13 protein-coding genes are annotated in these 13,508 nt (G+C 64.9%); 6 read left to right on the top strand and 7 right to left on the bottom strand.

The features are described from left to right. Nucleotides 1-88 precede the first annotated feature (88 nt). Nucleotides 89-550: an Lrp/AsnC family transcriptional regulator gene (locus A3728_RS17040; RefSeq protein WP_067926388.1), complete on the top strand. Its 462-nt coding sequence runs from the start codon at nt 89-91 to the stop codon at nt 548-550. A 5-nt stretch (nt 551-555) separates the two neighbouring features. On the opposite strand, the gene A3728_RS17035 is transcribed toward A3728_RS17040, so the two are convergent. Continuing rightward, nucleotides 556-1,743, bottom strand: a complete 1,188-nt coding sequence (locus A3728_RS17035; protein WP_067926384.1) for a cytochrome P450 — start codon at nt 1,741-1,743, stop codon at nt 556-558. Between the two features lie 58 nt (nt 1,744-1,801). Between A3728_RS17035 and A3728_RS17030 the strand changes: the two genes are divergently transcribed. From A3728_RS17030 to A3728_RS17010, 5 genes are all read left to right on the top strand, one after another. Then, complete coding sequence (locus A3728_RS17030) at nt 1,802-3,559, top strand: ATP-binding protein (RefSeq protein ID WP_067926381.1); 1,758 nt, start codon at nt 1,802-1,804, stop codon at nt 3,557-3,559. Then, entirely contained in the window at nt 3,556-4,785 is a 1,230-nt protein-coding gene (locus A3728_RS17025) for a sigma-54-dependent transcriptional regulator (RefSeq protein WP_067926377.1), read from the top strand. Before A3728_RS17030 ends, A3728_RS17025 begins: the two co-directional genes overlap by 4 nt. 237 nt (nt 4,786-5,022) lie before the next feature. Beyond that, nucleotides 5,023-6,024, top strand: a complete 1,002-nt coding sequence (locus A3728_RS17020) for a TRAP transporter substrate-binding protein (RefSeq protein ID WP_067926373.1) — start codon at nt 5,023-5,025, stop codon at nt 6,022-6,024. Between the two features lie 88 nt (nt 6,025-6,112). After that, nucleotides 6,113-6,793 (top strand): TRAP transporter small permease, encoded by a 681-nt coding sequence (locus A3728_RS17015; protein ID WP_067926370.1) that lies wholly within the window; start codon nt 6,113-6,115, stop codon nt 6,791-6,793. Nucleotides 6,794-6,797: 4 nt separating this feature from the next. Beyond that, nucleotides 6,798-8,249 (top strand): TRAP transporter large permease, encoded by a 1,452-nt coding sequence (locus tag A3728_RS17010; protein WP_067926367.1) that lies wholly within the window; start codon nt 6,798-6,800, stop codon nt 8,247-8,249. Between the two features lie 80 nt (nt 8,250-8,329). On the opposite strand, the gene tpiA is transcribed toward A3728_RS17010, so the two are convergent. From tpiA to A3728_RS16980, 6 genes are all read right to left on the bottom strand, one after another. After that, nucleotides 8,330-9,076: a triose-phosphate isomerase gene (gene tpiA / locus A3728_RS17005; protein WP_067926364.1), complete on the bottom strand. Its 747-nt coding sequence runs from the start codon at nt 9,074-9,076 to the stop codon at nt 8,330-8,332. Between the two features lie 91 nt (nt 9,077-9,167). Then, nucleotides 9,168-9,530: a HesB/IscA family protein gene (locus A3728_RS17000; protein ID WP_067926360.1), complete on the bottom strand. Its 363-nt coding sequence runs from the start codon at nt 9,528-9,530 to the stop codon at nt 9,168-9,170. 89 nt (nt 9,531-9,619) lie between these two features. Next, nucleotides 9,620-9,982 (bottom strand): SUF system Fe-S cluster assembly protein, encoded by a 363-nt coding sequence (locus A3728_RS16995; protein WP_067926357.1) that lies wholly within the window; start codon nt 9,980-9,982, stop codon nt 9,620-9,622. Nucleotides 9,983-10,046: 64 nt separating this feature from the next. Continuing rightward, nucleotides 10,047-11,429, bottom strand: coding sequence for a 30S ribosomal protein S6--L-glutamate ligase (gene rimK, locus A3728_RS16990; RefSeq protein WP_067926354.1), 1,383 nt, complete (start codon nt 11,427-11,429; stop codon nt 10,047-10,049). A 46-nt stretch (nt 11,430-11,475) separates the two neighbouring features. Continuing rightward, a complete protein-coding gene (locus A3728_RS16985; protein WP_067926351.1) occupies nt 11,476-13,140 on the bottom strand; it encodes a mechanosensitive ion channel family protein in 1,665 nt (554 codons plus the stop codon). 55 nt (nt 13,141-13,195) lie between these two features. After that, nucleotides 13,196-13,508 (bottom strand): hypothetical protein (locus A3728_RS16980; protein ID WP_236630541.1); only part of this gene is annotated, 313 nt, incomplete at its 5' end.

Raw genomic sequence — 13,508 nt, 5'->3', positions numbered from 1 at the left:
TTTCGCTAGCGGGGGCGGTGAATAAGGACATACGTACCAGCCACCGGCTTTTTGAGAACGCCTGTCGCGCAAGAAGGAGAACTTTGGAATGAGTGTTCGGATAGATGAGACCGATCGGAAAATTCTGGCTCAGCTACAGCGCGACGCCAGCCAGTCGCTGGACGATATCGCGCGTGAAGTGGGCTCTTCCAAGACGCCCGTCTGGAACCGAATCCGCAAGATGCGGGAGGCGGGCGTCATCGGTCAGCATACCGTCGTGCTGGATGCCGAGGCGCTGGGATTCGAGGCGTGCTTTTTCGTGCTGATCCGCACCTCGGAGCATGACGCGGGATGGCAAGCCGCCTTCCTCAAGGCGCTGCAGGACCGGCCCGAAGTGCAGGAGGCGCACCGGCTGGCGGGCGATATCGACTATATCCTGAAGGTGCGCGTCAAGAATGCCCGCGCCTATGACGTTTTCTATCAGGCGCTCATCTCTGAGGTGCGGGTGCACAATGTCACGGCGCTGCTGTCGATGGAGGAGATCAAGTCCACCACCATGCTGCCGCTCTGACGCGCTCAGGCCTGCAGCATCAGGCGGTCGAGCTTGTGGAAATGGTAGCTGTCGGCGTAGTGCGGCGCCCCGGCCAGCCTGAGGCCCGGCAGGGCGTCGAACAACCGGGGCAGGGCGATCTGCATTTCCAGCCGGGCGAGCGGCGCGCCGATACAAAAATGCGGCCCGCCCCCGAAGGCTTCATGGGGGGCCGGTGTGCGGGCCGGGTCGAAGATATGCGGATCAACAAAGCGGGCCGGGTCGCGGCAGGCCGCACCCAGCAACAGGGCGACTTCGCTGCCTGCGCACAGGGTCTCACCGCCTGCGTCCACGTCTTCGTAGACATGGCGGGTGAACATATGCAGCGGCGGGTCGTAGCGCAGCAGTTCCTCCACCGTCGCCGCCACCCGGTCGGGGGCGAGTGCTGTCAGCGGTGTGTCGTGCTCCAGCAGGCACTTCACGGCATTGCCGAGGCTATGCACCGTGGCCTCGTGGCCCGCGTTCAGCAGCAGGATGCAGGTGCCGATCATCTCGTCGGTCGAAAGCCGCGCGCCGTCCTCTTCCCGTGCCGCGATGAGGTGAGAGATCAGGTCATCCCCGGGGCGGTCACGGCGGTGTTCGATATAGTCGCGCAGGAAGGCCGTGAATTCGGCGGCGGCGGCATTGGCGCGATGTTCGATCTCCCTTTCGCGCCGGGCCTGATACATGGCCACCATGTCGTGCGACCAGCGCAGCAGATCGGGGGCCATATCCTCCGGCACGCCCAGAAGGCGGGCGATGATGCGCACGGGGAGTTCGGTGCAATAGGCCGCCACAAGGTCGAAAGGGGCATCGCGGGGAAGGGCGGCGATCAACGCGTCTGCCACGGCGGCGATGTCGGGGCCGAGCCCGGCGATCCGGCGCGAGGTGAAGGCCCGCAGCACCAGCCCGCGCAAGCGGGTATGGCGGGGCGGTTCCAGTTCCAGCATCGAATGGGCTTCGACCGCGTGAAACGCCGTCAGATGGGCGGGCGTGTCTGTCTCCGCCCCGGCAGGCGCTTCGCGCCCCAGCCGCTTGTCACGCAACAGCGCCCGCACCGACGCCGCGTCGAAGACGGCGGCCATGCCGTATTGCTCCCAATACAGCACGGGGCCGCGCCTCCGCGCCGCATCGTAGGCGGCATAGGGGTTCTGCACGAACTGCGGGTCGCGGGGGGATAGATCGAGTGTTTGCATCCCCGCAGATGACCCCCGGGGTCTGGTCAAGGCAAGGGCTGTCGTGCAATCTGCTGCGATGATCAGGGCACGCAGGCATCGCATCGTCGTCGTATTGGCGTTTCTGGCGGTCGTGGCGACGCTGGCGACGGCGGTCTGGCGGCTGAGTTTCATGCAGGGCCTCGACCAGCTCGAAGCGCGGGGGGAGGCGGACCTCGCCCTCGCCAGTGACCGGTTGGTCGGCCAGTTGCAGCGGTATCGCGACCTTGCGGTGTTGATGGCCGATCATCCGGTGGTCGATGAGTTGCTGCAGGCGGGGCGCGGAATATCGGGCGCTTCGGACCTGTTGCAGCGGGTGGCCGACAAGACGGCGGCATTGGACGTGGCGGTGGTGGATACCGAGGGCCGTGTCATCGCGGCCTCACTCTCCGCCCCGGGCCGCGACATGGGCAGGCCGCGATTCCTGCGCCGGGCGCTCAACGGGGCGCTTGGCTGGGGGCATGGTGACGCCTCGCCCCTGACATCGCGCGCCTTTTTCCACGCGGCCCCGGTCTTTGGCCCGGAGGGGGCGGTGCAGGGGGCGGTGATGGTCACCACCGATCTGCGCAATATCGATTACAACTGGCGCGGCAGCACCCCCGCCACCTATTTCACCGATGCGAAAGGCGTCGTGCTGATCACCAACCGGTCCGAGATGCTGTTCTGGCGGCGCGGGATCACGGGGGCGCCGCTGGCCCCACCGGACGCCCCCGCACCGGCGTTCGAGCAGCGCGTGGTGGGCGGGCATGAGTTGTGGCGGCTGGGCATGGGGAAATACCTGCCGCTGGAGGCCTTGCACCTGACGCGCGCGCTGCCGGTCATCGGCCTGACGGGGGAGGTACTGCTCGATACCGCGCCGTTGCGGCGGCTGGCCGTGGCGCAGGCGGCGGCGGTGGCCGCGCTCTGCCTTGCCTTTGGCTCGCTGCTCTACCTCGCCGCCGAGCGGCGGCAGACCCTTGCGCGCGCCAACGCCTTGCTGGAGGCGCGGGTGGCCAAGCGGACCGCCGCGCTGCATGACACCAACCAGCGGTTGCTGCGCGAAGCCGCCGAGCGTGAGGAGGCCGAAAAGGCCCTGCGCCGCGCGCAGGCCGATCTGGTGCAGGCGGGCAAACTGAGCGCACTGGGTCAGATGAGCGCCGGTATCAGCCACGAATTGAACCAGCCGTTGATGGCGATCCGCTCCTTTGCCGAAAACGGTCAGCAGTTTCTGGACCGGGGCGATGCAGCACGGGCGGCCGACAACCTTGGCCGGATCGCCGATCTGGCCCGGCGCATGGGCCGGATCATCCAGAACCTGCGCGCCTTTGCCCGGCAGGACAACATGCGGCAGGAACGTGTGGAACTGGGCGCGGTACTGCGCGCCGCCATCGAGTTGACGGAAACGACCCTGCGTGACGCGGGGGTGACGCTGGTCTATGCGCCCCCGCCGGAACCGCTCTGGGTTCGGGGGGGCGAGGTGCGTCTGGGGCAGGTCTTCGTCAACCTCATCGCCAATGCCGCCGATGCCATGGCCGACAGCGACGAACGGCGGTTGACCGTGAAAATGGAAACCGAGGCCGACCGCGTCGTCGTTCTGGTGCAGGACACCGGGCCGGGGATCGAGACGCCCGACAAGGTGTTCGATCCCTTCTACACCACCAAGGGCGTCGGCGGCACCGGCGGCATGGGGCTGGGGCTCTCGATCAGCTACGGCATCGTGCAAAGTTTCGGCGGCCAGATCCGGGGTGCCAATACCGGAACGGGCGCTGTCTTTTCCGTCACGCTCGAACGGACCGATCCCGCGGCGGAGGCTGCATGACACGCGATGTATTGTTGGTGGACGATGACGCCGCCGTGCGCGAAGCGCTCTGCCAGACGCTGGAACTGGCCGATATGCGCCCCATTCCGGCAGGCTCCTTCGTGGCGGCGAAAGACCGCATTTCGCAACGCTTCGACGGGGTGATCCTGTCCGACATCCGGATGCCCGGGCGGGATGGCTTTCATCTGCTGGACTATGCCCATGCGCAGGATCCGGATCTGCCGGTGATCCTGCTGACGGGGGAGGGCGACATCCCGATGGCGGTGCAGGCCATGACGCGCGGCGCCTTCGGGTTTCTGGAAAAGCCCTGTGCCTCTGCCGATCTGGTCGCGGTGGTGGAACGGGCGCTGAAAAGCCGGGCACTGGTGCTCGAACTCCGGCGGATGCGCCATGTGGTCGAAAGCGGCGATCCGGCGGCGCGGATGATCTTCGGCACCTCCAATCTGGCCGAAGGGTTGCGCGCCCGCGTGCGCCGCGCGGCGCGCACGGAAGGCGACGTGCTGGTCACCGGCCAGCCGGGCACCGGCATCTCGAAAGTGTCGGAGGTGATCCACCTGTCTTCCCTGCGGTCCAAGGCGCCTTTCGTGAAACGTGCCGCCGCCGGGCTTTCGCCCGAGGGGCTGGAGGAGGCGCTGCGCGATGCCGGGGAAGGCTCGCTCTTTCTCGATGAGATCGTGCAGCTTCCCGCGCAGACGCAGCTTTCGCTGGGGGAGGCGCTGGAACAGCCCGGACGCGCGCGACTTATTGCCGGGGCCACCCGCGATCTGCTGCGCGCGGTAGACGAGGGGGCGTTCAACGCCGATCTCTATTTCAGGCTCGACGTGATGCAGGTGCGCATCCCCGCGCTTGCCGAACGGCCCGAGGACATCCCCGAGATGTTCCGCCGTTACGTGGATCAGGCGGCCGAACAGGCTGGCCTGCGCCCGCCCGACGTCACGCCGGAGATCGTGGCCGATCTGATGTCCCGGGACTGGCCCGGCAATGCCCGCGCCCTGATGTCCGAGGCGATGCGGCTGGTGATGGGCGTGAACGAACAGCCGCGGGCTGACGCCTCGCTCGGGCTGGCGGAACAGATGGCGCAGGTGGAACAATCGCTCTTGCGTACGGCGCTGCGGCGGGCGGGCGGCAGTGCCAGCGATGCGGCACAGGCGCTGAAGCTGCCGCGCAAGACCTTCTACGACAAACTGGCCCGTTACGGGATCAAACCGGAAACCTTCCGATCGTGACTGTGCGGAAAACCGCACAAGCCCGGCATTACCTGTGCGGATTTTCGCACAATGTGCGTGATGCAGCGTGGTATATCAGGCGAACAAAGTGATGTAAAAAACTGATATTTAACATATAAATCCAGTTTTTGACCGTGGGTAAACCTTCTGTTGCCGGAAGGTTGGCAAAGCCCTTTCATGCCCCCCAGCGCATCCCCGGATGCGAACCGTGATTCCATATCTCTGGGAGGAGACATCATGAAAATGCTTACCGCCGCCACAGTGGCGCTCACCCTTTCGGTCAGCGCGACCGCCGTTGCCGCGGCCTGCGAAGATGGCGAGATCGTCATCAAGTTCAGCCATGTGACCAACACCGACAAGCACCCCAAGGGTCTAGCGGCCTCGCTGCTGGAGCAGCGTGTGAACGAAGAGATGAACGGCAAGGCCTGCATGGAAGTCTTCCCGAACTCCACGCTCTATGACGACGACAAGGTGCTCGAAGCGATGCTTCAGGGCGACGTCCAGATGGCGGCACCTTCGCTGTCGAAGTTCGAGCAGTTCACCAAGGTCTTCCGCCTGTTCGATCTGCCTTTCGTTTTCAAGAACATCGAAGCGGTTGACGAATTCCAGAACTCCGAAGTCGGCGCGGAGATGAAGAACTCCATGGAACGCCGTGGCCTGACCGGTCTCGCATTCTGGCACAACGGCATGAAGCAGATGTCGGCAAACAAGCCGCTGATGCTGCCCGAAGACGCCAATGGCCTGAAGTTCCGCGTTCAGCCTTCCGACGTGATCAAGGCGCAAATGGAAGCGATCGGCGTGAGCCCGCAGCCGATGGCCTTCTCCGAAGTGTACGGCGCGCTGCAGACCGGCGTTGTGGACGGTCAGGAAAACACATGGTCGAACATCTATGGCCAAAAGTTCTTCGAGGTTCAGGACGGTGTCACCGAAACCAACCACGGCGTTCTGGACTACATGGTCGTGACCTCCACCGACTGGTGGGAAGGTCTGCCCGAGGATGTGCGCAGCCAGCTGGCGACCATCATCGAGGAAGTGACCGAAGAGCGTAACGCCGCCGTCGGCGAAGTGGACGCAGAAGCGCGTCAGGCGATCCTCGACACCGGCACCGAGATCCGTGAGCTCACACCCGAGCAGCGTCAGGTCTGGGTCGACGCGATGAAGCCCGTCTGGGAACAGTTCGTCGATGACGTCGGTCAGGAAAACATCGACGCCGCACAGGCGATCAACGAAAAGCACTAAGCGTTTCAGGAACGCTTTGGCTCCGGCCCCCATATGAAGGGGGGCCGGGGTCTTCGACGTATCCGCATCACGGGGAGAGGCCGGGATCATGGCAACGACATATGCGCCGCGCGGCGCATTGGGGCAATTCGTCCATCGGTTCGAGGAAACGGTGATCGCCGTCATACTGGGCGCGATGACCATTATCACCTTCATCAACGTGGTGCTGCGATACGGGTTCAACATGTCCCTGATCTGGGGGCTGGAGGCCGTTACATTCCTGTTCGCATGGCTCGTGCTCTTCGGCGTGAGCTATGCCGTGAAGGTGACGGCGCAACTGGGTGTGGATGCTGTCATCAACCTCTTCTCGGACGGTCCGCGCCGGGTGTTCGCATTGATCAGCGGGGTCATCTGCATCATCTACGCCGTCTTTCTGCTCAAGGGAGCGTGGGACTACTGGGCGCCCTTTGCGGGGCTCGATGCCACCACCGGGCGCTGGTTCCCCACCGGCTTCGCCGACAGCCGCGATCAGGCGTGGTACGCGGTCGTGGATATGCCGATGCCAGAATGGCTGCGCTTTATCGAGCCGATCATGAACGAGGGCGAGGCCTATGAAAAACTGCCTCGGTTCATTCCCTATGCGATCCTGCCCATTGGCATGGCGCTGCTGCTGTTCCGCTTCATCGAAGCGACCCTGCGGGTCGTGCGCGGCGAACAGGACAGCCTGATCGTGAGCCACGAGGCCGAAGAGGCCATCGAGGACGTCAAACATATGAACGCGGAAGATTGAGCCGATGGAAGTAGTCATCCTTTTCACGATGGTCATCGGCCTGATGCTGATCGGCGTGCCCATCGCCGTTTCGCTGGGCATGTCGTCGATCCTGTTTCTGCTGGTGCTCAGCGACACGTCTTTGGCCTCCATCGCACAGACGCTGTTCCAGGCGATGGCGGGGCATTACACGCTGCTGGCGATCCCGTTCTTCATCCTTGCTTCCTCCTTCATGTCGACCGGGGGCGTTGCCCGGCGGATCATCCGCTTTTCGGTGGCGCTGGTGGGGCATCTGCCCGGCGGGCTGGCGATTGCGGGCGTTTTCGCCTGTATGCTTTTCGCGGCCCTTTCCGGCTCTTCCCCGGCCACGGTGGTGGCGATCGGGTCGATCGTGATCGCGGGCATGCGGCAGGTGGGCTACAGCCGCGACTTCGCCGCCGGTGTCATCGCCAACGCGGGCACGCTGGGTATCCTCATTCCGCCGTCCATCGTGATGGTGGTCTATGCTTCGGCCACGGATGTGTCCGTCGGGCGGATGTTTCTCGCCGGGGTCATTCCGGGCCTGCTGGCGGGCACGATGCTGATGGTGACGATCTATGCCATCGCCAAGCTGCGCGACCTGCCCAAGGGCGACTGGCAGGGCTGGGGCGAGGTCTGGGCCTCGGGGCTGGAGGCAGGCTGGGGTCTGTTTCTTATCGTGATCATTCTGGGCGGCATCTACGGCGGTATCTTCACCCCGACGGAGGCCGCGGCGGTGGCGGCGGTCTATGCGTTCCTGATCGCCAGCTTCGTCTACCGGGATATGGGGCCGCTGGCCGCCGCACCCGCCGGCCAGCCCGCGATGGCGGCATTGGTCGAGGAGCCGAACCCGCGCCATACCGCCGGCCCCGCCGACGTGGACCCGGGCCGGAAATACACGCTGCTGCAAAGGCCCTGGGCGCTTGTGACGGCCTTCTTCCACCGGGACACGCGCGATACGCTTTTCGAGGCGGGCAAGCTGACCGTGACGTTGATGTTCATCATCGCCAACGCGCTGATCCTCAAGCATGTGCTGACGGACGAGCAGATCCCGCAGCAAATCTCTGCAGCGATGCTGGACGCGGGCTTCGGACCGATCATGTTCCTTGTGATCGTCAACGTGATCCTGCTGATCGGGGGCCAGTTCATGGAGCCTTCGGGCCTGCTGGTGATCGTGGCACCGCTGGTCTTTCCCATCGCCATCGAACTGGGGATCGATCCCATCCACCTTGGTATTATCATGGTCGTCAACATGGAGATCGGGATGATCACGCCGCCCGTGGGCCTCAACCTCTTCGTGACCTCCGGTGTCGCCAATATGCCGATGATGTCGGTGGTCCGGGCGGCGCTGCCCTTCCTTGCGGTGCTCTTTGTCTTCCTGATCATGGTGACCTACATCCCGATCCTCAGCACGTGGTTGCCCACGCTGATGATGGGGCCGGAGATCATCACGCGGTAGCACCATTGCCCGCAGCGCCTTTCGGTGCTGCGGGCGGATTGCGATGAGTATTTGGAAAAGGGTGAAGGGGCGGTGCCGCTTCAGCTTTGCGCAAGCGCCGCGACGATGGGGTTGAAATCCGCAGCCTTGAGAGAGGCGCCGCCCACCAGCGCGCCATCCACATTCGCGATGTCGAAGATTGCCGCGGCATTCCCTGCTTTGACCGAGCCGCCGTAGAGCAGCGGGATGCTGTCGGCGAGGGGGCGGCCGAAACGGTCGGTCAGCTTGGCGCGGATGTAATCGTGTACCTCGGCGATCTGGGCGGGTTCGGCCTGTCGGCCGGTGCCGATGGCCCAGACGGGCTCATAGGCGATGACAATATTGCTGTCGGTCGCGGCATCGGGGAGCGAGGCGGCAAGCTGCGCGCCGATCACCTCCAGCGTGTTGCCCGCGTCGCGCTCCGCCTCCGTTTCGCCGAGGCAGAGAATGGCGGTGAGCCCGGCGTCCCATGCGGCGGTGACCTTGCGGCGTATGTCAGCGTCGGTTTCGCGGTGCAGGCTGCGGCGTTCGGAATGGCCGAGGATGACGTGGGTGGCGCCGCTGTCGGCCACCATGGCGGCAGAGATGTCGCCGGTATAGGCGCCGCTGCTTTCGGCGTGGCAATCCTGCGCCCCGATGTGAAGGCCGGAGAGCTTGTGTGCCGTAGCGGGGGCGAGGAGGGTGGCTGGCAGGCAGACCACCACCTGCGGCGCGGGATCGGGAAGGGCAGCGGCGATGGCGTCGAGGCAGTCGAGATCTGCCCGCAGGCCGTTCATCTTCCAGTTTCCGGCGGCTATCTGGCGGGGCATCCGTTCTCCGTTCGCAAGGGGTCGGATACCGAAGTCGCAGGTGCGCCGCGCGAGGTCAAGTACCGGCGGAGGCGCAGCCCCCCGCGCCGGTTCACCCGGCGGTCAGCTTGTCGTCGAACTTGATGGATTCGCCGCAACCGCAGGCTTCGGTCACATTGGGGTTCTTGAACTTGAAACCGGATTCCAGAAGCGTGGTTTCATAGTCGATCTCGGTCCCGAAGAGGAACATCTGCGCCATGGGCGCGATCATCACGCAGGCGCCATCCTGTTCGACGACCTCATCCGCGGGATCGGCGGTGTCGACGTATTCCATGGTGTATTCCATGCCCGCGCAGCCGCCTTTCTTGACGCCGATGCGCAGGCCCGCGTGGCCGGCGGCCTTCATCAGGCGCTGGATCTGCGCCGAGGCGGCGGGGGTGAGGGTGACGGCCTGTTTGCCGGGTATGCCGAACATGAAAGGATCTCCTTTGCAGGCAAGATAGGCGGTAGCGCTCGCGATCTCAACCCGGGGGTTGCGATCCTGGTCGGGGTTGCGCGGGCCGGTTACATGAAACCCAGTTCGAGCCGCGCCTCGTCGGACATCATATCCATGCCCCAGGGCGGCTCCCAAACCAGCGCCACGTCGACCTGCTTGACGCCCGGGATGGGTTCGACCGCGTCGGCAACCCAGCCCGGCATCTCGCCCGCGACGGGGCAGCCGGGGGCGGTCAGCGACATCTTGATGTCGACCTCGTTGGCCTCGTTGATGTCGATCGTATAGATCAGCCCCAGTTCGTAGATGTTCACCGGGATCTCGGGGTCATAGACCGTGCGGCATGCCTCCACGACCTGCTCGTAAAGCGGATGGTCCGTGGAGGACGGTGCGATCAAGGGCGTGCCTTCTACGGGGTGGGACTGTTCGGTCATCGGGGCCTCGCGTCTGTTCCTGAGCGTTTATATAGGAATTCCGGCGGGCGCCGTCCAGAGGGGGTCAGGCCTTCTTACGCCGCCGGACGGGCCGCGGTTTCGCGCGCATCTCGATCTCGTCATAGAGTTTGCCGACGATATCCTTGCCGGTGGCCTTCTCGATCCCCTCGAACCCGGGGGAGGAATTCACCTCCAGCACCTTGGGCCCGTCGGAGGAGCGCAGAAGGTCCACACCGGCCATGTTCAGGTTGAAGGATCGGGCGGCCCGCAGGGCGGTTTCCCGTTCGGCTTTTGATATGCGCACCACCTGCGCCGTGCCGCCACGGTGCAGGTTGGAGCGGAAATCGCCTTCGGCGCCGGTGCGTTTCATGGCGGCCACGACCTTGCCTGCCACCACGAGGCAGCGGATATCCTCGCCGGCGGCTTCCTTCACGAAGCTTTGTACGAGGAAATTGGCCTTGAGGCCGCGGAAGGCGTCGATCACGGATTCGGCGGCCTTCTTGGTTTCTGCCAGCACGACGCCCTTGCCCTGGGTCGATTCGAGCAGCTTCACGATCAGCGGCGCGCTGCCCACCAGCGCCATCAGGTTGCTGGTATCCTTGGGCGAGGCGGCAAAGGCGGTGTTGGGCATGCCAATGCGCTTGGAGGCGAGCACCTGATGGGCGTGCAGCTTGTCCCGGCTGGCGAGGATACCGGCGGAGCCGTTCACGCAATAGGTCCCGATGGTTTCGAACTGGCGGATGACGGCACAGCCATAGGGGGTGATCGACGCGCCGATGCGCGGGACGACCGCATCGTAGCGCGGCAGGCGCTTGCCGTCGTAATGCACCTCCGGCGCCAGTTGGTTGATGGCCATGTAGCAGCGCGTGGTGTCGATGACCTCCACGGTATGGCCGCGGGCTTCGCCCACCTCGACCAGACGGCGGGTTGAATAATTGTCCTCCCGGCTCAGCACGGCGATGCGCAGGGCGCGCTGGGGGGCGGCGTGGCTGACCGTGGCGGTGTGGTAGACATCGTAGCTGAGGTCCGGCTGCAGGCGCTTTTCGGTGGCGGAAATCGTAATGTGGTCCTGCAGGGCCTGCCGGCCCAGCAGCATCCGGCTGCTCATGGTGGCGCGGTTGGTCAGCGTGACCTCGATGGGCCAGCTTTGCCCGGCCACGGCCATTCGGGTGGAGATGACAAAGCGTGTCTCGCTTTCCCCGTTGGAGGAGGTCACTTCGCGCCGGTCGAGGATCGGCGCGGAACAGGTGATCGCGATATCCTCGCGCCCGGCGATGGGATAGACGTTGAAACGCACCTTGGGCTTCGAGGCGGGGCCGAAGACTTCGATGTCATGGGCATGCAGGGCGGAGGTCCGCGCGCCCGTGTCCACCTTTACCTTCAGGGCGGGGAGGCCAAGCTCGGGCAGGGCGATCCATTCCTCCCAGCCAAATATCAGTTCTTCCATGGGGAATCCTTCTCTGCGGGTCGGGGCGCCGCAATTCAAAAACAGGTCAGTTATCGGGCAGGTCCTGCTGCGCGGGGGGCAGCATTCGTGTCCCGCTTTCGCGTTCGATACGCACCGCTTCGGCCAGCAGGCCTTCGCGCACGCGGCATTCGATTTCCCAGCCGGTGGCGGGGTTGGACGTGGGCAGTTCGACCCGGACCTTCACGCCGAAGACGTCCTGCCCGGTGACATGCACCTTGGCGGAGGAGCGCGGACTTACGTCGTCCTGGTCCTCTTTGTCCAGCAGGTCGAAGAAGGCGCGGCGCAGCTGCTCCACATCCGCCGTCTGGGCGAGGGTCAGCTTGATGGGACGCACCATCGCGGGATCCTCCAGCGACCAGTTTTCAAAGGCATCGCCCACGAAATGGCTGACCGGCACGATGAGCCGGTTGCCGTTCCAGATGATCAACTGGACGTAGGTGAAGTGGATGCGCTCCACCGTGCAGAAGTGGCCTTCGAACATGAGCTGATCGCCGATCCGGGCGGAGCGGTTCAGCGCGATCTGCACGGAGGCGAGGATGTTGCCCAGCACCTCGCGCGCGGCAAAGCCCAGGATCAGCGTCAGCGCCCCGGCAGAGGCCAGCAGCGACAGGCCCACGGTGTTGAGCGTATTGATGGAGGCGAGCACCACGCCCGTGCCGACCAGCACGGCGATGACGATCACTGCTTTGCGCGCTGCCGAAATCGTCGTGGCCATGGCCCGCATGTGAGAATTCTCGGGGTCGGCCAGTTCATCGGGGTTGTTCTGGCTGATCATGTCGAAGATCTCGTCGATGATCAGCACCAGCGCCAGAGTGGCGGAAACCACGTAGGCGATCAGCAGCAGCGGGCTCAGTATCGCGTCGATCACGCCGGAGACCACGAGGATCTGCCGGGTCGAGATACCGATGATGGCGGCGCAAAGCGTGATCGCCAGCGGCCATTTGAGCGAACGCGCCACGAAGCGGCCCCAGCGCTGGGGGGTGCGTTCGCCCAGTCGCTTCATCACCCGGTAGACCGCCAGTGAAGACGCCAGTGCTACGAAGATCAGCACCGGGATGAAGAGCACTTCCCAGACATACATGCCCCAGAAGGCTTCGGCGCGGGCCCAGTCGGGCAGGGAGTTTTCCAGCGCGGTCGGGCCGTAGAAACGGTAGAGCCGCGGGATATTGTCGACCGACTGGCGCGAGAAGACCCAGACGGCATCGGCGTCCTCGCCCGCTTTGACGCGGTTGATCCGGATCGGGACGAGGTGGGTATCGACCTCCAGCCGGTCGATCAGGATGGACCGCCGCACCCGCCCGGTTGAATTGTCGTCGCTGGAGCCGGTCAGCCAGCCGTCGGGGCGATCGGCAAGGCTGGACCACGGGATCACCACCTTGCGTTCCAGCACCACGGCCAGTTCCCGCGCCAGCCGTTCGCCCAGTAGCGCCTGGCTGTCTTCGGGCAGGTCCGACAGATCGAGCAGATGCGCCGCCTCGGCAAAGCGGTCCCGCTCCGCGAGGTACAGAAAGCTTTCCATGGCGGCAAGCGGCGTGCGCCGGTCGAGCACGTCGGGCGGGTCGGACAATCCGGGGTTGAGCGCTTCGGTGGTGAACCACCCCTCCTGCTGCGCTGCGGCAGGCGTCACCCAGACAAGGGTGGCGAGCAATAGGCCATGAAGGCACAGCAGCAGGGGGCGGTGGTTTTTCATCCGGGCTGAATGTAGGTGGTCTGGGGCTGCGTCAAGGGTGACAGCCTTGAAGGGGTCAGTTTTCGCCCCCCTCACGCCGAGCCGGGCGCGCTCCGCCCCGGCGGCTGCGCAGCGCCAGCCGCAGCCCGGACCAGAACATCAGGACGAGGCCGCCATAGACCGCCAGCATCGCCAGCAGTCCCGATCCCGGCAAGACATAGGTGACGATCGTCATCACCAGTGCTGCGAGTGCACAGCCCAGAAAGAAGGTCTTTGGTACACGCAGGGCGAGCACCCCGAAGATCAGCGCGAGGATGATCCAGAGCCACCAGATGGCCGGCAGGATGCTCGTGCCCGCCATTATCCGGCATCTTTCGGCAGATGGTCCG

The organism is Sulfitobacter sp. HI0040 (assembly GCF_001634885.1).
Classification (GTDB): Bacteria; Pseudomonadota; Alphaproteobacteria; order Rhodobacterales; family Rhodobacteraceae; genus Sulfitobacter.
This window is presented reverse-complemented; position numbering and strand designations above follow the sequence as displayed.

Excerpts from the sequence above, each read along its gene's own strand:
- A3728_RS17040 (WP_067926388.1), top strand. The coding sequence starts at position 89 with ATGAGTGTTCGGATAGATGAGACCGATCGGAAAATTCTGGCTCAGCTA.
- A3728_RS17035 (WP_067926384.1), bottom strand. The coding sequence starts at position 1,743 with ATGCAAACACTCGATCTATCCCCCCGCGACCCGCAGTTCGTGCAGAAC.
- A3728_RS17030 (WP_067926381.1), top strand. The coding sequence starts at position 1,802 with ATGATCAGGGCACGCAGGCATCGCATCGTCGTCGTATTGGCGTTTCTG.
- A3728_RS17025 (WP_067926377.1), top strand. The coding sequence starts at position 3,556 with ATGACACGCGATGTATTGTTGGTGGACGATGACGCCGCCGTGCGCGAA.
- A3728_RS17020 (WP_067926373.1), top strand. The coding sequence starts at position 5,023 with ATGAAAATGCTTACCGCCGCCACAGTGGCGCTCACCCTTTCGGTCAGC.
- A3728_RS17015 (WP_067926370.1), top strand. The coding sequence starts at position 6,113 with ATGGCAACGACATATGCGCCGCGCGGCGCATTGGGGCAATTCGTCCAT.
- A3728_RS17010 (WP_067926367.1), top strand. The coding sequence starts at position 6,798 with ATGGAAGTAGTCATCCTTTTCACGATGGTCATCGGCCTGATGCTGATC.
- tpiA (WP_067926364.1), bottom strand. The coding sequence starts at position 9,076 with ATGCCCCGCCAGATAGCCGCCGGAAACTGGAAGATGAACGGCCTGCGG.
- A3728_RS17000 (WP_067926360.1), bottom strand. The coding sequence starts at position 9,530 with ATGTTCGGCATACCCGGCAAACAGGCCGTCACCCTCACCCCCGCCGCC.
- A3728_RS16995 (WP_067926357.1), bottom strand. The coding sequence starts at position 9,982 with ATGACCGAACAGTCCCACCCCGTAGAAGGCACGCCCTTGATCGCACCG.
- rimK (WP_067926354.1), bottom strand. The coding sequence starts at position 11,429 with ATGGAAGAACTGATATTTGGCTGGGAGGAATGGATCGCCCTGCCCGAG.
- A3728_RS16985 (WP_067926351.1), bottom strand. The coding sequence starts at position 13,140 with ATGAAAAACCACCGCCCCCTGCTGCTGTGCCTTCATGGCCTATTGCTC.